This window comes from Microlunatus speluncae (genome assembly GCF_009299835.1).
GTDB lineage: Bacteria > Actinomycetota > Actinomycetes > Propionibacteriales > Propionibacteriaceae > Microlunatus > Microlunatus speluncae.
Genome location: NZ_VKCZ01000003.1, coordinates 89,578 through 110,434, shown reverse-complemented (window position 1 = coordinate 110,434; position 20,857 = coordinate 89,578). Strand labels below are relative to the sequence as shown.

Sequence of the window (20,857 nt, the reverse complement as noted above, 5' to 3'; positions counted from 1 at the left end):
GCCCGATCCGAGTCGCGCCGGCGTGGGGTGGTCGGCGGCTCGGCAGGGATGAGGCGCCGCGCGACTGGTGTCCGCCGACGCGACCACCACACCAGTCGCGCCAGCCGAACCGAGTCGCGCCGGAGTGGGGACGGTCGACAGCTCGGCGGGAACGAAGCGCCGCGCGACCGATACCGGCCGACGCGACCACCACAACAGTCGCGCCAGCCGATCCGAGTCGCGCCGGCGGCGTCGGCGTCGGCGTCGGCGTCGGGACAGTCGACGGCTTGGCGGGAGCGAGACGCCACGCGACCGATACCCGGCCCACGCGACCACCACAACAGTCGCGCCAGCCGATTCGAGTCGCGTCGGCGTGGGGACGGTCGGCGGCCTTGGCAGGAGTGAGGCGCCACGCGACTGGTGTCGGCCGACGCGACTACTACAGCGGTCGCGCGGGCCGATTCGGGTCGCGTCGGCATGGGCGGGCGGCGGCTTGCGGGTGAGGCGGGGCGCGGCTGGGCGTCGGGCGGCGCGACCGTTGGGGGTCGCGCCGGCCGATGGTCGCGGTGCGGGTCAGTCGGCGGCGCGGGCGAGGGGGCCGCCGATGAATTGGTCGCTGGTGAGGAGGTAGTAGGGCTGGTTGGCGAGGTCGGGGGCGAAGCCGGGGTGGACGGTGGTGCCGCCAGCCCCTTGATCACCTGCTCCGTGGTCGACGGTGAAGAAATACATCAGGGGGTAGGTCGACTCGGTGTAGGCGGCGGGGATGGTGCCTTCGTAGCCGCCGTTCGACGATTCCAGGGCGACGTGCTCGAACTGTTCGGCCTGGTTGACGTGGCGGTAGTTCAGGCGGACGCCGGTCACGGCCGGGTCGGCCTGGACGGTGATCACCAGATCCTCACCGCGGGCGTACGTCTTCGGCGGTTCGTGCCGGATCCCGGTCTGGGCCGGGCGGTTCGGATGGGCGATCGGGGCTTGGCCTTCGGCCGGCTCAGAGGACGAGGCAGCGGCGAGTTCGGCCTCCATCGAGATCACGTCCTGCTCCAGCGCGGGGAGCCGGTCGGCCCAGTGGCCGTGCTCGTTGCGTTCCGGGCCGAAGCGGAGGTCGATCTGGTAGATGCCGTCGACGATCGGCACGATCTCCGCGTACGCCTTCAGGGCGGCCTGGCTGTAGCCGACCGCCCGGCGCAGCGAGGCCGGATTGCGGCTGGTGCGATAGACCGCGTAGTCGGCGGCGGAGCGGAACTTGGCGGCGAAGTAGCGGCCCAGCCGGTGCTGGATCTCGAGATCGATCAAGGCCCGGCGCAGCTGCGGCGACGGATCAGCGACGGCCCGCAGCGATTCCAGCGGACCGGCCGCGGCCTCGGTCATCCCCTCGATCCAGGCGGCCACGTCGGTCGGTGTGTAGCGGCCGTCCAGCTTCCCGGCGGCAAGATCATCGGCGTAGGCGTCGATCACGTAGAACTGGGTCGGGTCGAACGGGCTGACCGTGCCCCAGCGCGGCGGATCGTCGGTGTCGCGGTAGTGCCCGGGATGCACGCCGTCGGTGATCGGCAGGTTGGTGTAGACCTCCGGCCAGTAGCCGTTGTTGGAGCCACCGACGCCGTGCACGACGGTGATCAACGGCAGGATCCGGCTGAGCGGCGCCAACGCGTTCTCCACCGCCTCGGCCGCGTCGCCGTACGTCTCGCGCAGGTGCCCGACCCACTCGTCGGACGACGCGTCCGGGTTGAACAGCAGCCGGCCCCAGAGCAGGTAGGTGTACTTGTATTTGGTCCAGTCGCGCAGCCCGAGTTGCAGCTCCGGATCGACGTACGGATCGCGCTTGCCCGGCCGGCCGGATCCCTTGCGTCCCTTGAAATACAGCGGCTCGCAGATGTCCACGCCGCGGGAGCCGGCGAAGGTGGACAGACGACCGTAGCCGGCGGCGTGCGCCGGGTCGCCCCAGAGCAGCAGCTTCTGGGTGCCGGGCCAGACCCGGAAGATCAGATCGGCCTGACGATCTTCGTTGAGGAAGTCGCCGTAGCCGTAACGAGTGAACCGGCGGGAGAACTCGGTGATCGCCGTCATCTCCTTGCCCGGCGGGATGGGCTTGGCCTCCTCGCGCTTGCGGATCGTCGTCTGGTGGTACGGCAGCCCCTGGTGCTCGGCCCAGTACTTGGCCGACAGCACCGGATGCAAGGTCGGCTGATCAACCGCGTCGAGCAGGGCTTGATCAACTCCCTTGGCGTGCATGTCGACCTCGAGCTCCCGCCCGGTCGCCGCCAGGGCGTCGAACACCTTGCCCCAGAACACCTCGTGACCGTGATCATGGATGCCGCCCTCGTAGTGCACCCGGAAGGTGAACCCGTCGATCTCCGGCACCTCCGCCAGCAGCCGGGTGATCGCGGCGGCGGAGTAGTCGCCGTGGGTCTCCGGGGTCAGCCCGGTGATCGGGAACCGGTGCTCGGAGTCGCGGCCGTAGTCGTAGGCGTGATTCCACAGGCCGAGCTGGAACTTCATCCCGCGCCGGTGGGTCTCGGCGGCGACGAACTGCAGGATCGCCAGGTTGGTCTGTCGCTCCTCGGCCGAGACGCCCTCGGCTGTCACGTCCCAGCCGTCGACGTCGAGCAGGAACGGGTAGGCGAAGCAGAGGTAGTTGTCCGTCGCGCCGTGCCGGTCGGCGCCGTAGTTGTACTGCATGCCGAGGGCGAGGTGGAACCGGCTGAACCGGCAGCGGGCCATCCAGTCCAGATACTCGGTCCAGAAATCGCGATCATGGAACCACGGCAGGTCTTCGTCGACGCTGGAGAAGGAGCGCATGATGCCGCGGGTCGGCACGGCGGCCGCGGCCTGCTGGCCGTCCAGCCGGTTGATCGCGGCGTCGACCGAGCCCTGCAGGGCGACCTGGTCGGTCAGCCCGATCAGCGCGTGACCGGCGCCGACCACCGACCCGGCCTGGATGATCAATCGGCCGTCGGCGGCCGTGTAGCGGAAACCTTCGTCGCCAAGATCATCGGCGCCGGTGATGGTGACTGTGGGGTCGTCGTCGGCCGTGATCAACTCACTGCCGAGCCGGCCGAGTTGCTCGGCGAGGACGGTGCTGGCCCAGTCGACCGGTGGACCGGCAACCGCGCTTTCGATCTCGAGGACGACCGGGGTGGACTGGGTTGGCATCGGTCAGGACTCCTTTGATTTCAGGGGGTGAGCTGGCTTGCCCTTCGACAGGCTCAGGGAACGAACAGTGATCGAGGGGGACGTTTGGGTGTTCGTTCCCTGAGCTTGTCGAAGGGCAAAGATCATCGGGCCTGCCCTTCGACAGGCTCAGGGAGCGTTGGTGATGTGGTCTCATGAGGCGTTCTCGATCTCGACGCCGCTGAGGGTCAGCTTCTCGGCGTGGTGGCAGGCGGCGCGGTGATCTTGGAGGATCGGGCGGAGGTCGGGGCGTTGCTCGACACAGTTGGCCTCGTCGGCGTACTGGCAGCGGGTGTGGAAGAAGCAGCCCGAGGGTGGGTTGGCCGGGTCGGGGAAGTTGTCCGGCAGCCGGTGCCGCCGGCCGCTGCCGCGCAGCCGCGGATCCGGTCGCGGCACCGCCGACAGCAGGGCCTCGGTGTACGGATGCTGGGGGCGCTCGTAGAGCTCGGCGGTGTCGGCCAGCTCGACGATCTTGCCCAGATACATCACCGCCACCCGGTCACAGATGTTTTCCACCACCGACATGTCGTGGGAGATGAACAGATAGGTGAGGTTGAACTCCGCCTGCAGATCACGCAACAGGTTGAGCACCTGGGCCCGGACCGAGACGTCGAGCGCGGACACGGCCTCGTCGGCGATCACCAGCCGCGGCTCGGTGATCAACGCCCGGGCGATGTTGACCCGTTGCCGTTCGCCGCCGGAGAAGGCGTGCGGATAGCGGCGCATGTGCCCCGGCGACAGGCCGACCCGCTTGAGCATGATCGCGACCCGCTCCTCCAGCTCCGAGCCGCGCGCGATCCGGCCCGCCTTCAACGGATCGCCGACGATCTCCAAGATCGTCATCCGCGGGTTCAGCGAGGAGAAGGGGTCCTGGAAGACCACCCGGACCTGGTTCTGGTACGGCCTCAGCTCCCGGACGTTGAGCGCGGCCAGGTCGACCACCCGGCCGTCCGGCCCGCGGTAGTGCAGCCGGCCCTCGGTCGGCTGCTCGCTGCGGACGATGCAGCGGCCCAGCGTGGTCTTGCCGCAGCCCGACTCGCCGACCAGGCCGAGCACCTCGCCGCTACGGATGGAGAGATCAATGCCGTTGACCGCGTGCACCTCACCGGTGGTCCGGGCGAACAGCCCGTGACCGCGGATCGGGAACCGCATCGACAGGTCCTCGATGGTGAGGATGTCCGTCGACTCCGCCGCCGGGGCGCTCACGGCCGCACCTCCACCGCGTCGGCCGCCGACCGGTGCCGGTCCAGCAGTTCCTGATCATGGAGCACGCAGCAGGCCCGGCGTCGTTCGCCGAGCTCGATCATCGGCGGGTCCTGCACGTTGCACAGGCCGGGGATCGCTTCGGTGCAACGGGTGTGGAACGGACAGCCCCGCGGCCGGCGCAACGGGTGCGGCACCTGTCCGGGGATCGTGGCCAGCCGTTGCTTGGCGCCGCGACCCATCCGCGGGATGGAGGCCAGCAGCGCCCGGGTGTACGGATGCTGGGGGTTGTGGAAGATCTCGTCGACCGGACCCTGCTCGACCACCGTGCCGAGGTACATCACGACCACCTCGTCGGCGATCTCGGCGACCACCCCGAGGTCGTGGGTGATGAAGATCATCGCCATCGAGGTCTCGGCCTGCAGGTCGGCCAGCAGATCGATGATCCGGGCCTGGGTGGTCACGTCCAGCGCGGTGGTCGGCTCGTCGGCGATCAACAACCGCGGCCGGCAGGACAGAGCGATCGCGATCATCACCCGTTGGCACATGCCGCCGGACAACTGGAACGGATAGCTCTCCATCGTCCGCTGCGGCCGCGGGATGCCGACGTGGCCGAGCAGCTCCAGCCCGCGCTGCCACGCCTCGGCCTCGGTCAGCGACAGGTGCACCCGAATCGCCTCGACCAGCTGGTTGCCGACCGTGTACATCGGCGACAGCGACGCCATCGGCTCCTGGAACACCATCGCGATCTCGCCGCCGCGGATCTTGCGCAGCGGCTCGCCCTCCGGATCCAGCGCGGCCAGATCGATCCGCTCGCCGCCCGCCCCGTCACTGAGCCAGAGGATCCGGCCGTCGACGATCCGGCCGGGCCGCTCGATCAGCTGCAGCACGGACCGGGCCGTGATGCTCTTGCCGCAGCCCGATTCGCCGACCACGCAGACGGTCTTGCCGGCCGGCACGGTCAGGCTCACGCCGTCCACCGCCCGGACCACGCCGCCGTCGACGTGGAAATGGGTCTTGAGTTGATCAAGCTCCAACAGCACTGGGGATCCGGACATCAAACTCACCTCAGTTCTTGTACGGGTCCGCGGCGTCCCGCAGCCCGTCGCCGACGAAGTTCAGGGACAGCACCGCGAGCACCACGGCCAGGCCGGGCAGCATCAGCCAGGGCGCGGTCGCGACCACCCGGATGTTCTGCGCCTCCTGCAACAGCACCCCCCAGCTGACCACCGGCGCCTGCAGCCCGAGCCCGAGGAAGGACAGCGCCGTCTCGGCCAAGATCATCGACGGCACCGACAGGGTCAGCGAGGCGATCAGGTGACTGCTGAACAACGGCAGCAGATGCCGGAAGATCATCCGCGGCGCCCGGTTGCCGTCCAGCCGGGCCGAGGTGACGAACTCCTCCTCGCGCAGCGACATGAACCGGCCCCGGGTCACCCGGGCCAGCTCGGTCCAGGCGAAGATCGCCAGGATCGACGTGATCGCGAAGTAGCGTTGCATCGGCCCCCAGTCACCCGGCACCGCGGCGGCCAGCCCCAACCACAACGGCAGCGTCGGGATCGACATGAAGAACTCGACCAGCCGTTGGATCACCGTGTCCACCCGGCCGCCGAAGAAGCCGGAGATGCCGCCGAGGCTGACTCCGAGCAGGAAGGCGATCGCGACGCCGACCAGGCCGATCGTCATCGACACGCGGGTGCCGTGGATGATCCGGGACAGCATGTCGCGACCGTTGCGATCGGAGCCGAGCAGATACATCGGCTGGCTGTCGTCGACCGGCCCGATCAGGTGCACGTTGCCCTCGAACAGCCCCCACATCCGGTAGCTCTCGGCCGAGGTGTCGAAGAACCGCAGCGGGATCTTGACGCTGGGATCGACGGTGTACGCCAGTTGCAGCGACTCCGGATCCATCTTCGACGTGTAGCCGTTGACGTACGGCCCGAACTGCGGCGAGCCCCCGCTGAAGTCGACGAAGTGCACCGGCTGGGGCGGGGCGTACGGGAAGGCGTCGTTGAACGTGTCGGTGTTGAACGGCGCCAGGAACTCGCCGAACAACGAAACCAGATAGAACAAGATCACGATCACGGCGCCGATCACGGCCAGCTTGTGCCGGCGGAACGAGCGCCAGACCAGCCGGCCCTGACTGGCTGTCGACAGCTCGACGTCGGGCTCGGACTCGCCGATCACCGGCACCGGGTCGAGCGGCGTCCTGGATCGGGCCTGCCCTTCGACGGGCTCAGGGAGCGATGTGGTCTGGGTCATGATCAACTCACCTCGAGATCCGGAGCCGGATCCGCGGATCCAGCCAGGCCAGGGCGAAGTCGGACAACAGGGTGCCGATCACGGTGAGCACCGAGACGACGAAGATGATCGATCCGGCCAGATACATGTCCTGGCTGAGCAGCGAGCTCAGCAGCACCGGCCCGGTGGTCGGCAGCGAGAGCACCTGGGCGACGATCACCTCGCCGGAGACCAAGGCCGGCAGCACCCAGCCGATCGTCGAGATGAACGGGTTCATCGCCACCCGCAACGGATACTTCAAGATCACCTTTCGCTCCGGGATGCCCCGGGCCCGGGCCGCAATCACGTACGGCTTGCGCAGCTCGTCCAGCAGGTTGGCGCGCAGGATCCTGATCAGGCCGGCGGTGCCGGCCATGCCGAGCACCACCACCGGCACCCAGAGGTGACTCAACAGGTCGAGGATCTTGCCGATGTTCCAGCGGGCATCGACGTAGTCGGGCGAGAACAGGCCGCCGACACTCATCCCGAAGAACCGGTAGCCGAAATACATCAGCACCAGCGCGATCAGGAAGTTGGGCACGGCCAGGCCGAGGAAGCCGATCGTGGTCGCCAGATAGTCGCCGACCTTGTATTGCCGGATCGCCGAATACAGCCCGACCGGCAGCGCGATGATCCAGGTGAAGATCAACGTGCAGAGCGCGATCGCCACGGTCAGCGGCAGCCGTTGCGCCAGCACCTCGGTGACCGGCCGGTTGAGCTGGAACGACTCGCCGAAGTCGCCGACCATGATCCCCTGCATCCACTTCAGGTACTGGACGTAGATCGGCGAATCGAGGCCGTAGCGCAGCTCCAGCGCGGCGATCCGGCCTTGATCGATGCCGCCCTGAGCCCGCATCTGGGTGATCAAGGTGGTCAGGTAGTCGCCCGGCGGCAGCGAGATGATCAAGAACGCCACCAGGCTGATCAGGAAGATCGTCGGCACCATGTAGAGCAGCCGGCGGACCACGTACCTCAGCATGGGCTCAGCTATCCAGGTAGTAAGTCGTCATGTTGGTGACCGCTGGATAGGGACACTTGAACGACATCCACATCTGATCATCGCCGGGCACGTTGTGGATCCGGTTGGTCTTGATGCAGAACGGATCTCCGGGCAGGCTGATCCCCATCGTCCAGAACTCGTCCCGGGCGATCTCGATGATCTCCTTGATCGCCGCGTACTGGGCCGCCTGGTCCGACGTGCTGACCACCTGTTCCCGGTAGATCGTCATCTGCCGCTGCATCGCCTCCGGCGGCGCCTCGTTCGGATCGCCGCCCTCGTACCAGGCCGACCACAGCGGGGCGTACGACGAGCCGCCGGTGGCGAACAGCCAGCGCGGGTCGGCGATCAGGTCGAGATAGCCGAGTTCGCCCTTGTCCAGGGTGCAGTCGTAGTCGTTGGCCTCCATCCGGGTGGACACCAGCTCGGGGCTCGCGGTGTCGATCCGGAGCTCGATCCCGACCTCGTTCCAGGTCCGCTTGACGAACTCCATCGCGTCGATCAGATCGGGATAGCGGGACTGGCAGAGCACGGAGATCACGATCGGCTTGCCGCCCTCGCCGAGCAGCCGCTTGTCGGCGTTGAGCTCGGAGTAGCCGGCCTTGGCGAAGTGCTCCCGGGCGACGTCAAGATCGAACTCGGTGTACTGCGTGCCGAAGTCCTCCGAGGTGTAGAACGGGACCTCGGGGCGCGGTGCCGTCTGCCACGGCCGGCCCTGGCGCTGATACACCAGATCGATGATCTGCTGCCGGTTGATCGCCTGCGACAGCCCGATCCGGAAGTCCTTGTTCTGAAACATCTTCCGCTTGCCGGCGTCCTTGACGTTGAGGTTGAGGCAGACCCCGATCGTGTTGTGGTTCGGCTCGCGGACCTTGATCAACGAGTAGCCGCCCTGCTCCATCCCCTCACTGAGCACCGGCCGGTTCTTCGGGATCGTCACCTCCTGCCGTTGATAGATGTCGACGTCGCCGTTGGCCGCGGCCAGCAGCAGCGGCCCCTCGTCGGAGAAGAAGGTGAAGACCACCTGGTCGATGTAGGGCAGCTGGCTGCCGTCGGGATCGGTCTTCCAGTAGTACGGGTTGCGCTCCCAGACCTGGCGGCCGCCGTCGCCGTGCGGATTCTTCGGCACCCAGGCGCTGAGCACCGGCAGCTCGATGTTCTCCAGCTCGTCGATCTTGGCCAGGAAGTCCTCGGCCCAGTCGTCCTTGAGCTCGGCATTGAAATCCTTGTGGAACTTCTCCAGGTAGTGCCGCGGCAGCAGCCGGAACGGCGGGCCGTGGATCGCGATCTGCTCCAGGAACAACGAGTTCGGAGCGTCGAAGGTGAAGGTCACCTCCCAGTCGCCATTGGCCGAGACCTGCACCGGCTTGCCGTTGCTGGTCAGCGTCCGCGGCACGACCGGAGTGATCTTCTCGTTCAACAGCACGTTCTCGTGCCACCAGGTCAGGTCGCCGGAGGTGAGCGGCTCACCGTCGGACCAGCGCATCCCCTCGCGCAGGCGGAACACGTACACCCGGCCGTCCTGCTCCACCTCGAACGACTCGGCGATGTTGGGAATGATCTTGGTGTACAGCGGATCCCAGGTGATCAGATGATCATGGACCACTGTCATCCAGAGCCAGCTGGCGTCGGTGCTCTCCAGCACGGTCTGCAGTGTGCCGCCGTACTGCCCGACCCGTTCCAGCGGTTCGATCACGCGCGGCGCCTTGGGCAGCCGCTGATCGACCGCGGGCAGCGTGCCGGCGCTGACCTGCTCGGCCAGCATCGGCGCCTCCTTGCCCTTGGGGCCCGTGCTCTCCTCACCGCCGCCCTGGTCCGGGCCGATGGAGAAGAATCCGCAGCCAGCAAGTCCGGCGGAGCCGGTCGTGATTCCGGCCAGGGCGAGGAACCGCTTGCGGGTGATCATCCGCCGCGCCTCAGCACCCCCCGACCGTGGCACGTGATGACCCTCATGCATCGGTCTCATCTCCTTCGATGAATCTCGATAGTCCACGTTGCAACATCTTGCATCCGTACTGTGGAATCTCGGTGGAAGCTTAAACCCGGCTCCGGAAGCCGGTCAATGGTTCGTCTTGAAACGGCGGCAGTTCTTGATCATCATCGGCGGTGACCAGCCGCGGACTACGCTCTGGAGGCATGACCGACGAGACCCCGCGGCCGGGCCGGATCCGATTCCCCGACATCAGCCCGCGCGCGTACGAACATCCCGCCGATCGCGGTGCCCTGGTGGCACTGCGGGCCATCCCCGGCTTCGATCAGGTGCTCAAGGCGATCTCCGGCGCCATCGGCGAACGCAGCGTCCGGCTGCTCTTCCTGGCGACCTCGATCCGGGTGTCACCACGCCAGTTCCCGGAGCTGCACCAGGTGCTGACCGAGTGCGCCACCACCCTCGACCTCGACCCCGTACCCGAGCTGTACGTCACCCGCGACCCGATGCCGAACGCGATGGCGATCGGGCTGGACAAGCCGATCGTCGTGATCACCACCGGCATGATCGACCTGCTCGACCACGAGGGGCTGCGCTTCATCATCGGCCACGAGGTCGGCCACGTGCTGTCCGGTCATGCGCTCTACCGGACGATGATGCTGCAGCTGATCGCGATCGCGAACTCGATCCAGTGGATGCCGATCGGCGTCTGGGGCCTGCGGGCGATCATCCTCGGCCTGAACGAGTGGTTCCGAAAGTCCGAGCTGTCCTGCGACCGGGCCGGCCTGCTCTGCGGCCAGGACCCGAAGGCCGCCCTCCGGGTGCACGCCGCCCTGGCCGGCGCCAAGGATCCGGACGAGATGGACGTCTCCGGCTTCCTGGCCCAGGCGACCGAGTACGAATCGGGCGGTGACATCCGGGACAGCTTCCTGAAGATCCTGCAGACCGCCGACCTGACCCACCCGATGGCCGCCCTGCGCGCCGCCGAGCTGCAGAAGTGGGTGGCCGGCAACGGTTACGCCGACATCCTGGCCGGCAACTACCCACGGCGCTCGGAGGACAAGGACGCGCCGCTGAGCGAAGATGTGAAGGCGGCCGCGGCGTCGTACCGGCAGGACTTCCAGACCTCCGCCGATCCGCTGTTCAAGGTGATGAACAAGGCCGGCTCCGTGATCGGGGGCGTCAGCGGAAGTGCGGCGAACCGGGTCCGCGACTGGTGGAAGAGCGGCCCGGGCGCAGGCCGTCCTTCCAACGGCGACCGCTGAATCCTTCTTCTGTCTTGTTCTTGGAGGTGACTGTCGCGGGACTGGCGGGGAGGTCTGTGCGCGAGCCACCATCCGCACGCGGCGGCCCGGGTGCCGCTGCCGCGGTCTGGGTGTGCGTGCTCCCGCCAGACCCAGCCAGCCTCGCGCACAGACCTCCCCGCCAGTCCCGCTTCCTTCCGGGTCGGTCGGGTTCAGCGGTCGCCGTTGGAAGGACGACGCACACCCGAAGAGGCCGGGCCGCCTCAGCGTTGGTTGCCTGGGGCTGGTCGGCGGTGGCGCGGTGGGACGTTTGGGTGTTCGTTCCCTGAGCTTGTCGAAGCATGTCCTGAGCCTGTCGAAGGGGGCAGGTCGGGTGATCTGGTTTGCCTTTGACAAGTTTGGGGAGCAGGCGGCGGAGGGTCAGTCGGCGGGCTGGCCGAGGTGGATCGTGTTGCCGTCGAAGTCCTCGGCCTGGGCGGTGCGTTCGCCCCAGGGCTGGTCGGTGGGTTCGACGGTGATCGTGACGCCGGCGGATCGGAGGTGGTCGACGGCGGCGTCGCAGTCGGTGACGTAGATCCAGAGGGCGAAGCGGTTGGTCGGTTCGCTCGCCTCGGGGTTGCGGCCAATGCCCAGTTTGGACGGGCCCAGGTCGAGGGCGAGGTAGTCGGCCGGGCCGGATTCGGGGAACTGATAGGTCACCCGTCCGCCGAGTAGGTCGCGGTAGAAGCGGAGTGCGGTGTCGGGATCCGGCACCGAGATGATCGGGAACGTCTCTGTCAACATGGGCTGCCTTCCGTAGGTTTCACCACCCCTACGGACGAGCATGCCGGAAATCGACACCAGGCCCGGGAACCTGTGTGTACCATTTGGTACATGAAGATCGAACGCGAGTTGATCATCGACGCCCCGGTCGACGTTGTCTGGTCCGTGATGTCCGATGTCGAGCGGTGGCCGGAAATGACGGCGTCCATGACGTCGGTACGACTACTGGACGGCGAGCTGCGGCTCGGGGCCCGGGCCGAGGTCGTACAGCCGAAACTGCCCAAGGCGATCTGGACGGTCACCCGGTGGGACGAAGGTCGGCGCTTCGACTGGACCGCGAGGTCGGCGGGCCTGACGACGGTCGGTATCCACGGCGTCGAGGCCACCACCGGTGGCACCCGGGCCTACATCGGCGCCGAGCAGACCGGCTTCCTGGCACCGCTGCTCGCGCTGCTGATCGGCAAGCTGTCCGAGGGCTATCTCGATCTCGAGATCGCCGGCTTCAGGGACAGGTCGCTGGCCATCCGGTGACCGGCCGCGATGCCCTGCTGGAGCGGGCGATCGAGCACCTGTCCGCGGCCGGGGTCGGCGCCATCAGCCTGCGCGGCCTGGCCCAGCAGCTGGGCACCAGCCACCGGATGTTGATCTATCACTTCGGCTCCCGGGAAGGGCTGCTGGCCGCGGTGGTGGCCGAGGTCGAACGCCGGCAGCGCGAGCTGCTGCCACAGATGATCGACCCGGACCGGCCGACGATCGATCAGTCGCTGGCGTTCTGGCAGGCGGTGGTCGAGGCGAGCGAGCGCCACGGCAGGCTGTTCTTCGAGCTGGCCGCGCACGCGATGCAGGACCAGCCGCACGCCCGGCCGCTGCGCCGCGGCCTGATCGACCCCTGGCTGGCACCGCTGGAGGACTTCTGCCGCCAGCTCGGCGTGCCGGAGGATCAGTGCGCGCGGACGGCCCGGATGACCATGGGCACCGCGCGCGGACTGCTGTTCGACCTGTTGCTGACCGGTGATCACGCGGAGGTCGACGCCGCGGCCCTGCAGCTGAACGAGCTGCTGTTGATCATCGCTCGAGTGTCGCCGAAGGCCTGACCGCGCCGCGGAAGGTGCGGCGGTAGGCGCGCGGGTTGGTGCCGGTGTAGGTGAGGAAGTGCCGGCGCAGCGACTCGGCCGTCCCGAAGCCGGCCGCATGCGCCACCTGAAGCAGCGTCAGGTCGGAGTCCTCGAGCAGGGTGCGGGCGCGCTCGACCCGCCGGCGGATGATCCAGACGGTCAGGCTGTCGCCGGTCTCGGCCCGGAAGCTGCGCTCCAGGGTCCGCGGGCTCATGTGCGCCCGCGCCGCCACTTCGGCCAGGGGCAACGGCTCGGCGAGGTGTTCGGTGAGCCAATCCAGGATCGGCGCCAACCGCCCGGACACCGATCGCGGCCGCCGCTTGGCGTACTGGGCCTGGCCGCCGTCGCGGTACGGCGGACTGACCAGGACCCGCGACACGTCGTTGGCATAGGCCTGGCCGTGATCTTGACCGAGCACGTACAGGCAGAGATCGGCGGCGGCCAGCATGCCGCCCGAGGACAACACCTGGCCGTCGTCGACATACAGGGCGTGCTCGATCAGCTCGACCCGCGGAAAGAGGGAACGGAACTCCTCGGCCAGCGCCCAGTGCGTCGTCGCCCGGTGCCCGTCCAGCACCCCGGCCTGGCCGAGCACGAACGCTCCGGCGCAGAGCGAGACCAGCCGTGCCCCGTCCTGGGCGGCCGCCGCGACCGCCTCGAGCACCGCCGGGTGCTGCGGCGCCCAGGGGGCCTCCAGACCGGGCACGATCACCGTGTCGGCGCCGCGGATCCAGTTGATCGGCTCGAGGTCGTCGATGGTGAACCCGAGCGAGGTCGGCGTCGGGGCCCGGCCGCAGATGCCGATCTCGTACGGCACCTCGGCTTCCGGTCTGATCTTGGAGAAGACCGACGGCCTTCGGCCGAACACCTGCACGGCCACCGCCAGGTCGAGCACGAAGGTCCCGGCGAGCACGATCAGTGCGACCCGATGACGTCCCATCGTCGCCACCCCCGATGGCCGGATCTGTGGGAAACCTGACTCCCATCGTAGTGCCGGGAGGTGGGTCTGCGGATGAAGATCGGCGCATGAAACCCGACACCATCGTGCTGGTCCACGGCTTCTGGGTGACGCCGCGCAGCTGGGAGCACTGGATCACCCATTTCGAGGCCAAGGGCTATCGCGTGATCGCCCCGGGCTATCCGGGCTTCGAGGTCGAGGTCGAGGCGCTGCGGGCCGATCCCAAGATCATCGCCGACGTCACCGTGCCGGCGATCATCGAGAAGCTCGAGGGCGTGATCAAGGTCCTCGACCGGCCGCCGATCATCATGGGCCACTCGGCCGGCGGCGCCTTCACCCAGATCCTGCTCGACCACGGCTTCGGGGCCGCCGGCGTCACCTTCAACTCCGCGCCGACCGAGGGCGTCCGGGTTGTGCCGCTGTCCCAGCTCAAGTCGACCTTCCCGGTGCTGAAGAGCCCGGCGAACCGGCACAAGGCGGTCGGGCTGTCCGCGGAGGAGTGGCGCTACGCCTTCACCAACACCTTCACCGAGGAGGAGTCGGCAGCGCTGTATCAGCGCTATCACGTGCCGGCCAGCGGCGCGATCCTGTGGGGCGGCGTGCTGGCCAACTACCAGCCGGGACCGCAGGAGACCTGGGTCGACTACCGCAACGGCAACCGGGCACCGCTGCTCTTCGTCTCCGGCAGCGAGGACCACATCATGCCGCCGGCCATCCAGCGGTCCAACCACAAGCACTACAAGTCGGCGGCGATCACCGAGATCCGGGAGTACGAGGGCTATGCCCACCTGCTGCCGGCCCAGCAGGGCTGGCAGCAGATCGCCGACGAGGCTCTGGACTGGGCCGTCGAACACGCCCGATGATCATGACCCTCGGTCGACTGCCCGCTCAGCCGGGCGCGAGGGCGGCGTCGAGGGGGCCGGCGGCCTGAGGAAGATCAAGAAAGACCTGGTCCGGGGTGCTCGGCTCGAACCGGCCGGCGGCCAGCCCACAGTCCTTCAGCCGGGCGACGACCAGCCCGGAGGCCGGGTAGATCCATAGGTGCTGCCCCTCCGACCCGTCGTGCCCGTACGCGATCGGCGCTCCCTCGCCGGGCCGGTCCGCCGGCCAGCGGTGCAACAGCAGCAACCCCATCCCGGCGCCGGGGATCGGTGACCGGCGGATGGTGTCGACCCAGTCCGCCGGCAGCAGTTGATCATCGTCGTGAGTCAGCAGCTCGCCGAGCTTCGCCAGATCGGCGGCGGTGAAGGCGGCGCTGGCCATGGCCAACGGGTTGCCGGCATTGTCGCTCTGCCAGGTCCAGGTCTCGATGCCCAGCGGCCGGAACAGCTCCGTCGCCGCGAAGTCGAGGAACGGCCGCCCCGCCACCCGCGTGATGATCGCCGGCAGCACCGAGACCGCGACGTTGTTGTACGCCAGCACGGTGCCCGGCTCGGCGGCGACGGGAAGATCATTCAGCGTGTGGGCGAGCAGATCGTCGGGCCAGTCGGCGTTCAGCTGCGGCCAGGTGTCGGCGGCCAGGCCGGACGCGTGACCCATCACCTGCCGGACCGTGATGATCGACTTCGGCCGGTCGCTCCACTGCGGGAACCAGCGGGAGACCGGCTGATCAAGATCGAGCAGCCCCAGCCGGACCGCCCGACCGATGATCATGCCGACGATCAGCTTGGTCACCGACATGGTCGCGATCGGCGGGCCGCCGTCGCCGAGCCCGGCCAGCCGTTCGCCGCGATGGGAGAGGGCGAACTGACTGGTGTCGCACGCCGCGGCGCGGCGGAGCAGCTCCGCGACTTCGTCGTCGACCTCGGTCACGTCCGCGATCCTACGTCACGCCGGCGCGGAATATTACGTTGTTATAGCCGGTCGGCCTCTCGCCTGCGGCCGCCGGATGGGGCAGAATGTGATCATGAAGCAGTACCCGGCACGGCGGGCCCGGGTGCCGTCAGTGCATCTCCTCGCCGGCCTCAACGGGTCGGGCAAGACGCGACTGGCCCGAGAGCTGGAGTTGCGCTGCCCGGCGGTCCGCTTCACCCTCGACGAATGGATGCTGCGGCTGCACCGGCTCCCGATCGACGATCCGCGGTACGGCGAGCTGGCGGCGCAGTGCCAGGAGCTGATCTGGGACACCGCCCGCCAGGTCCTCGCCACCCACACCGATGTCGTCCTGGACTGGAACCAGTGGAGCCGGGAGCGGCGGGCCGGCTGGCGGGACCGGATCCGGGCGGCGGGGGCCCGGCCGGTGCTGCACCACGTCCGGGTGCCGCTGGAGGTCGCGGTCGGTCAGGCCGCGGGCCGGCGCGATCCGTACGCCCACGCCCTGGACCGGGCCGGCATCGAGCACCTGGCCGGCCTGTTCGAGGAGCCCGGTGCCGACGAGGGGCTGGAGATCAGGATCGTCACCCCGGACCAACTCGTCACGCAGAAGCACCACGACTGATCCCCCGTCGGGCCTGGCTTCGGCGACTGCCGGGGGCGGCCGCTAGGGTCGGCGGGGTGAGCGAGCAGGCAATCAAGGGACTGGCCGTCGGCGGCCACGGCGAGCAGCAGGATCCGATCGCGGAGGCCGCGGCGCGGCGGGCGAATCTGGCCCAGTTCTTCCTCGGCGACCCGCAGGGCTGGAAGGCGCCGACGGTCGCCTACGAGGGTGGCGCGGCGGCGTTGCGGGACGCGGCCGAGGCGGCCGGCATCACGTTGTACGTGCACGCGCCGTACGTGCTGAACGTGGCGACCTCCAACAACCGGATCCGGATCCCGAGCCGGAAGCTGCTGCAGCAGACGGTCACGCTGGCGGCCGAGGTGGGCGCGGCCGGTGTGATCGTGCACGGCGGCCACGGGCTGAAGGACGACGACCCCGAGGGCGGCTTCGACAACTGGCGCAAGTGCGTCGACCGGCTGGACGCGCCGGTGCCGATCCTGATCGAGAACACGGCCGGCGGCGACAACGCGATGGCCCGCCGGTTCGACCGGATCGCCCGGCTGTGGGACGCGATCGGGCAGGCCGAGGGCGGTGACCGGGTCGGCTTCTGCCTGGACACCTGCCACGCCTTCGCCGGCGGTGAGGACCTGGACGGCGTGGTCGACCGGGTGAAGGCGATCACCGGCCGGGTCGACCTGGTGCACGCCAACAACTCGCGGGACACCTTCGACTCCGGCGCCGACCGGCACGCCAACTTCGCCGACGGCGAGATCGCGGGCGAGTCGTTGCTGCACGTCGTCACCACGGCCAAGGCGCCGGTGATCGTCGAGACCCCCGGCGGCCGCGAGGGCCAGGCCGGCGACATCGCCTGGCTGCGGGAACGACTGACCTGACCGCTCGGCCGGGTCGGCGCTCACCGGGATCACGCGACTGGGCTCGATGCCGACCGTCGGGTGCCGAGGACGAGTCGCAGTGAGGCGCCGGTCAGCGCTACCCCGAACCAGATCACACTGCTGACCCCGACGTGGTCGGCGAACAGTCCGCCGAAGAGCGCACCCAGGGCGATCGAGGTGTTGTAGGCCATGGTGTTGAGCGACATCGCGGCCTCGAAGGTCTCCGGCGCCGCGGCGAGTGTGAGATTGACCTGAGACAGCTGCGCGACGCCGAAGGAGAGGCCCCAGAGGGTCAGCGAGGCGATCGCGCCGACGGGCGTACCGCCGATGAGCTGCAGCAGGAGCAGCGAACCCACCAGCCCCGCGGCGCCGACGATGAAGCTGCCCTTCAGGCTCCAGGTCACCAGCCGGCCGGCGATGAAGTTGCCGACGGCACCGCCGACCCCGAAGATCATCAACGCGACGGTGATGAAGGTCGGAGTCGCGTACGGATGACCCTCCAGGAGCGGTCGGACGAAGGTGTACGCGCCGAAGTGACCGAGCACGAAGAGCACCACGGTGGTCAACACCAGCCGCAGCCGGACGTTCTGCAGCGGGAGTCCGAACACCTCCCGGACCGAGACCGCGTTGGCCGACGGCAGTGACGGCACCGCGGCGGCGACGGCCAGCAGCACCAGCACACTGAGGCCCGACCAGATCAGGAAGGACGTCCGCCAGTCGGTCAGGCTCTCCAGGACCGTTCCCAGCGGAATCCCCACCACCGTGGCGATCGAGATCCCGGACATCACCACGGCCGCGGCCCGGCTCGCCTGGTGTCGGGGGACCAGCCGCATCGCCATGCTCACCCCGATGGCCCAGAAGACGCCGCTGGCGAACCCGATCAGCAGGGGCGTGGTCAAGATCAACACGAAGTTGGGGGCGAGGGCCGTGGCGAGGTTGCCCACGACCAAGATCACCAGCAGGGCGGTCAGCAGGACCCGACGGTTGAGCCGTCTGGTCAGGGCCACCAGGAACGCGACGCCTAGCCCGGCCGAGACTCCCATCGGGGTGACCATCAGGCCGGCCACCCCGACCGGGATCACCAGGCTCGTGCTCAGCGGGGTGAGCAGGCCGACCGGCATCAGCTCGGTGGTGAGGAACACGAACAGGTTGGCTGTGATGGCAGCCACCCCCAACCAGGCTCGGGCGGTGGGTGCTCGATGCTCTGGCTCAAGCCGGCTGCACTGGGCCCTGGACGAGCGGTTGTGCCGGGTCTTCAGCGACTACGACCTCGGCCGGGGCGAGTTCGATGTGCTCGCCACGCTGCGGCGATCCGGCGCACCCTTCGAGCTGACCGACGGCGGCCGCCAACTCATCGACGAGGCGCTGGATCAGCACGTCCGCAACGAAGCCGGGCTGCTCTCCGGACTTTCCGCGACCGAGCGACGGACCCTGGCCGACCTGTTGCGCAAGCTCGGCCAGACGCTCGATCGGTCGGTCGAAGAAGCTGACGGGTTCTCGCCGAGTCAGTGACGCGTCAGCAAGATCGGCCACGATGAGAGGTACGGGACCACCGGCAGCCGCCGCTCATCGGCTGTCGGTGGTTCGTCCTTGACTCGGCCCCAAGGTCACGGTGTGAGCTTTCCAACCTGAACGGCTCTCACACGGAAGGCACCGCATGACCATGCGAAAGAGGACCCGCCGGCTGGCGGCGCTGGCGATCGCTGCCGGGATCGCCGCGGCGGCGTTCGTCACCCCCGGCGCGTACGCCGACCAGAACGACGGGCCCGGCGACGGGACGGCTGCGCTCGCCTGGGGCGCCTGCCCGGAGGGCACGGCACCGACCAACCCGCTGCTGGAGTGCGCGACCCTGCCGGTCCCGCTCGACTACGACGACCCCGACGGCCGGACCATCGACATCATGATCTCCCGGCTGCCCAGCCAGAACCCCGAGGAACGACGCGGAATCCTGATCACCAACCCGGGCGGACCGGGCGGTTCCGGCCTCTCCATGCCGGCCGACCTGCAGGCGCTGGGCGCGCCGTCCAGCCTGCTCGACAGCTACGACATCATCGGCCTGGATCCGCGCGGTGTCGGTCACTCATCACCGGTCAGCTGCGGCTTCACCACCGACCAGGAGTATCTGTCCAACATCCCGCAGTGGGCGGCGGACGCCGACGAAGTCGATCACTACGCCGAGGTCGTCAAGGGCGTTGCCGAGCAGTGTGCGGCCGCCGACACCGAAGGACTGCTGCCGCACATCTCGTCCGCCAACACCGCCCGGGACCTGGAGCAGATCCGGGCCGCCTTCGGCGAGGACAAGATCAACTTCTTCGGCGTCTCGTACGGCTCCGCGTTGGGTGGCACCTACGCCTCCCTGTTTCCCGAGCAGACCGATCGAATGATCATCGACAGCAACGTCGGCGGCACCGCCTTCGGCCGGGACGCGTTCCGCCGAATGGCTCGCGGCGCGGAGGAGGGCTTCGGCACCTTCGCCGGCTGGGCCGCCGCCCGGCACGACAGCTACGGCCTCGGCCGGACCGAGCGCCAGGTGCGCCAGACCTGGTTCCGGCTGGCCGACCAGCTCGACGCCGAGCCGGTCATCGGTATCAACGGCAAACTGTTCCGGTTGATCAGCTTCGGGATGCTCTACAAGGAGGACACCTTCCCCACCTTGGCCCAGCTGTGGCAGTCACTGGCCCAAGGCGACGAGGCGGCCGTCCGGAGCTACCTGGCCAACGACGCCCCCGCGAGCATCCGTGCCGCCGGCACCGGCTCGGAGAACCCCCAGCCGTCCCCGAGCGACAACGTCCTCTCCTCCTTCCTCGCGGTCACCTGCAACGACTCCCAGTGGAGCCGCGACGTGGCCAGCTACCAGCAGTCCGTCGCCGAGGACCGGGAGAAGTACCCGCTGTTCGGGGCGGCCGCCGCCAACATCACCCCCTGCGCCTTCTGGCCGCACGACGGCCGCGAGGTCGAGCTGGTCGACGAGGGGCCCGAGAACATTTTGATCATGCAGAACCGGATCGACGTCGCCACCCCGTACATCGGCGGCGTGTTGGCCCGGAAGGGGTTCGGCGACCGGTCCCGGCTGGTCTCGGTCGACGGCTACCGGCACGGCGTCTACCTCTTCGACGACAACCCGTGCGCCCTCAACGTCGGCACGGCGTATCTGGTCGACGGCGAGTTCCCGCGGCGAGACGTCCGCTGCGCGGCCGAGCGGGGATCCGGCCTGGCGCTGACTGCGGACCAGCTCCGGCTCCGCGAACGCACCCTGGATCGGCTGACCCCGCTGCACTAGCTCCGCGCGTTCCCTGAGCCTGTCGAAGGCAAGGCCCGACCTGGCTTGGCCATTCGACAGGCTCAGGGAACGGAACGACACTAGGATCCTGAATCGTGCCCACCCTGGAGATCAGGCGACACAGCCTGCGCAAGAACACCGGCGGATCGCAGTTGTCGCAGGAGGGGGTGGAGTTGGCGCGGCGGATCGGAGCCACGATGGGGCCGTACGACGTCGTCGCCACCTCGGTGGTGCCGCGGGCCCGGGAGACGGCGGTCGCGATGGGCTTCGCTGTTGATCAAGAAGTGGTGACGCTCGGCCGGGATCCGGGCCTGTACGCGGAGGCCGAGGCGGCCCTGCCGGAGCGCACGCCGAACCCGTTCCTGGCGTTGGCGGCGGCGATCGACCTCGGCGGCGCGTACCACCTGTATGCGCACTCGATCGCGGCGCTCTGGCGGGATCTGATGACCCCGCTGGCCGCCGACCAATCGGCCCTGGTCGTCGGTCACTCGGGCGAGCTCGAGGCGGCGTTGGTGGCCTGCGTGCCGGACGCCGACTATGCCGAGTGGGGCGGATTCTTCGGCTGCTGCGAGGGGGCTCGGCTGACGTTCACCAACCGGTTCACCGAGGTGGAGTTCCTCCGCTTGTCCTGA

At 68.8% G+C, this 20,857-nt stretch carries 19 protein-coding genes; 9 read left to right on the top strand and 10 right to left on the bottom strand.

Annotation, left to right across the window (positions count from 1 at the left end; translation table 11 throughout):
* Positions 1 to 552: 552 nt before the first annotated feature.
* The 6 genes from FNH24_RS04035 to FNH24_RS04010 all read right to left on the bottom strand — a co-directional run bounded on the left by FNH24_RS04035 (position 553) and on the right by FNH24_RS04010 (position 9,536).
* A complete protein-coding gene (locus tag FNH24_RS04035) occupies positions 553 to 3,132 on the bottom strand; it encodes a hypothetical protein (RefSeq protein WP_152360865.1) in 2,580 nt (859 codons plus the stop codon).
* A gap of 171 nt (positions 3,133 to 3,303) precedes the next feature.
* Positions 3,304 to 4,356, bottom strand: a complete 1,053-nt coding sequence (locus tag FNH24_RS04030; RefSeq protein WP_246186741.1) for an ABC transporter ATP-binding protein — start codon at positions 4,354 to 4,356, stop codon at positions 3,304 to 3,306.
* Positions 4,353 to 5,411, bottom strand: coding sequence for an ABC transporter ATP-binding protein (locus tag FNH24_RS04025; RefSeq protein WP_152360864.1), 1,059 nt, complete (start codon positions 5,409 to 5,411; stop codon positions 4,353 to 4,355). The genes FNH24_RS04030 and FNH24_RS04025 overlap by 4 nt, the downstream gene beginning before the upstream one ends.
* A gap of 10 nt (positions 5,412 to 5,421) precedes the next feature.
* Positions 5,422 to 6,615: an ABC transporter permease gene (locus FNH24_RS04020; protein WP_152360863.1), complete on the bottom strand. Its 1,194-nt coding sequence runs from the start codon at positions 6,613 to 6,615 to the stop codon at positions 5,422 to 5,424.
* A 7-nt stretch (positions 6,616 to 6,622) separates the two neighbouring features.
* Positions 6,623 to 7,612, bottom strand: coding sequence for an ABC transporter permease (locus FNH24_RS04015; RefSeq protein ID WP_152360862.1), 990 nt, complete (start codon positions 7,610 to 7,612; stop codon positions 6,623 to 6,625).
* Between the two features lie 4 nt (positions 7,613 to 7,616).
* Entirely contained in the window at positions 7,617 to 9,536 is a 1,920-nt protein-coding gene (locus FNH24_RS04010; protein WP_161605979.1) for an ABC transporter substrate-binding protein, read from the bottom strand.
* Positions 9,537 to 9,766: 230 nt separating this feature from the next.
* On the opposite strand from FNH24_RS04010, the gene FNH24_RS04005 reads away from it, so the two are divergent.
* On the top strand, positions 9,767 to 10,822 hold the full coding sequence (locus tag FNH24_RS04005) for a M48 family metallopeptidase (protein WP_152360860.1): 1,056 nt from the start codon (positions 9,767 to 9,769) through the stop codon (positions 10,820 to 10,822).
* Between the two features lie 399 nt (positions 10,823 to 11,221).
* Here FNH24_RS04005 and FNH24_RS04000 read toward each other — a convergent pair whose 3' ends face one another.
* Complete coding sequence (locus FNH24_RS04000) at positions 11,222 to 11,584, bottom strand: VOC family protein (RefSeq protein ID WP_161605978.1); 363 nt, start codon at positions 11,582 to 11,584, stop codon at positions 11,222 to 11,224.
* A gap of 90 nt (positions 11,585 to 11,674) precedes the next feature.
* Here FNH24_RS04000 and FNH24_RS03995 point away from each other — a divergent pair, with 90 nt between their 5' ends.
* Positions 11,675 to 12,094, top strand: coding sequence for an SRPBCC family protein (locus FNH24_RS03995; RefSeq protein WP_152360858.1), 420 nt, complete (start codon positions 11,675 to 11,677; stop codon positions 12,092 to 12,094).
* Complete coding sequence (locus FNH24_RS03990) at positions 12,091 to 12,657, top strand: TetR/AcrR family transcriptional regulator (RefSeq protein WP_152360857.1); 567 nt, start codon at positions 12,091 to 12,093, stop codon at positions 12,655 to 12,657. The genes FNH24_RS03995 and FNH24_RS03990 overlap by 4 nt, the downstream gene beginning before the upstream one ends.
* Here the strand turns inward: FNH24_RS03990 and FNH24_RS03985 are convergent.
* A complete protein-coding gene (locus tag FNH24_RS03985) occupies positions 12,629 to 13,618 on the bottom strand; it encodes a GlxA family transcriptional regulator (protein WP_152360856.1) in 990 nt (329 codons plus the stop codon). The genes FNH24_RS03990 and FNH24_RS03985 overlap by 29 nt on opposite strands.
* 86 nt (positions 13,619 to 13,704) lie before the next feature.
* On the opposite strand from FNH24_RS03985, the gene FNH24_RS03980 reads away from it, so the two are divergent.
* On the top strand, positions 13,705 to 14,499 hold the full coding sequence (locus FNH24_RS03980; RefSeq protein ID WP_152360855.1) for an alpha/beta hydrolase: 795 nt from the start codon (positions 13,705 to 13,707) through the stop codon (positions 14,497 to 14,499).
* Positions 14,500 to 14,524: 25 nt separating this feature from the next.
* Here FNH24_RS03980 and FNH24_RS03975 read toward each other — a convergent pair whose 3' ends face one another.
* Positions 14,525 to 15,448: a serine hydrolase domain-containing protein gene (locus tag FNH24_RS03975; RefSeq protein ID WP_152360854.1), complete on the bottom strand. Its 924-nt coding sequence runs from the start codon at positions 15,446 to 15,448 to the stop codon at positions 14,525 to 14,527.
* Positions 15,449 to 15,542: 94 nt separating this feature from the next.
* Between FNH24_RS03975 and FNH24_RS03970 the strand changes: the two genes are divergently transcribed.
* Positions 15,543 to 16,073 carry a P-loop nucleotide/nucleoside kinase family protein gene (locus tag FNH24_RS03970; RefSeq protein WP_161605977.1) on the top strand — a complete coding sequence of 177 codons (531 nt, stop codon included), beginning with the start codon at positions 15,543 to 15,545 and terminating at the stop codon, positions 16,071 to 16,073.
* 56 nt (positions 16,074 to 16,129) lie between these two features.
* On the top strand, positions 16,130 to 16,945 hold the full coding sequence (locus FNH24_RS03965; RefSeq protein WP_425486878.1) for a deoxyribonuclease IV: 816 nt from the start codon (positions 16,130 to 16,132) through the stop codon (positions 16,943 to 16,945).
* Positions 16,946 to 16,974: 29 nt separating this feature from the next.
* Here the strand turns inward: FNH24_RS03965 and FNH24_RS03960 are convergent, their stop codons facing one another.
* Entirely contained in the window at positions 16,975 to 18,114 is a 1,140-nt protein-coding gene (locus FNH24_RS03960) for an MFS transporter (RefSeq protein WP_246186740.1), read from the bottom strand.
* Here FNH24_RS03960 and FNH24_RS03955 point away from each other — a divergent pair.
* The 3 genes from FNH24_RS03955 (at position 18,104) to FNH24_RS03945 (ending at position 20,857) form a co-directional block, all read left to right on the top strand.
* On the top strand, positions 18,104 to 18,457 hold the full coding sequence (locus FNH24_RS03955; protein WP_152360852.1) for a hypothetical protein: 354 nt from the start codon (positions 18,104 to 18,106) through the stop codon (positions 18,455 to 18,457). The genes FNH24_RS03960 and FNH24_RS03955 overlap by 11 nt on opposite strands.
* Before the next feature lie 145 nt (positions 18,458 to 18,602).
* Positions 18,603 to 20,225 (top strand): alpha/beta hydrolase, encoded by a 1,623-nt coding sequence (locus FNH24_RS03950; protein ID WP_152360851.1) that lies wholly within the window; start codon positions 18,603 to 18,605, stop codon positions 20,223 to 20,225.
* A 95-nt stretch (positions 20,226 to 20,320) separates the two neighbouring features.
* Positions 20,321 to 20,857 (top strand): phosphoglycerate mutase family protein, encoded by a 537-nt coding sequence (locus FNH24_RS03945; RefSeq protein WP_152360850.1) that lies wholly within the window; start codon positions 20,321 to 20,323, stop codon positions 20,855 to 20,857.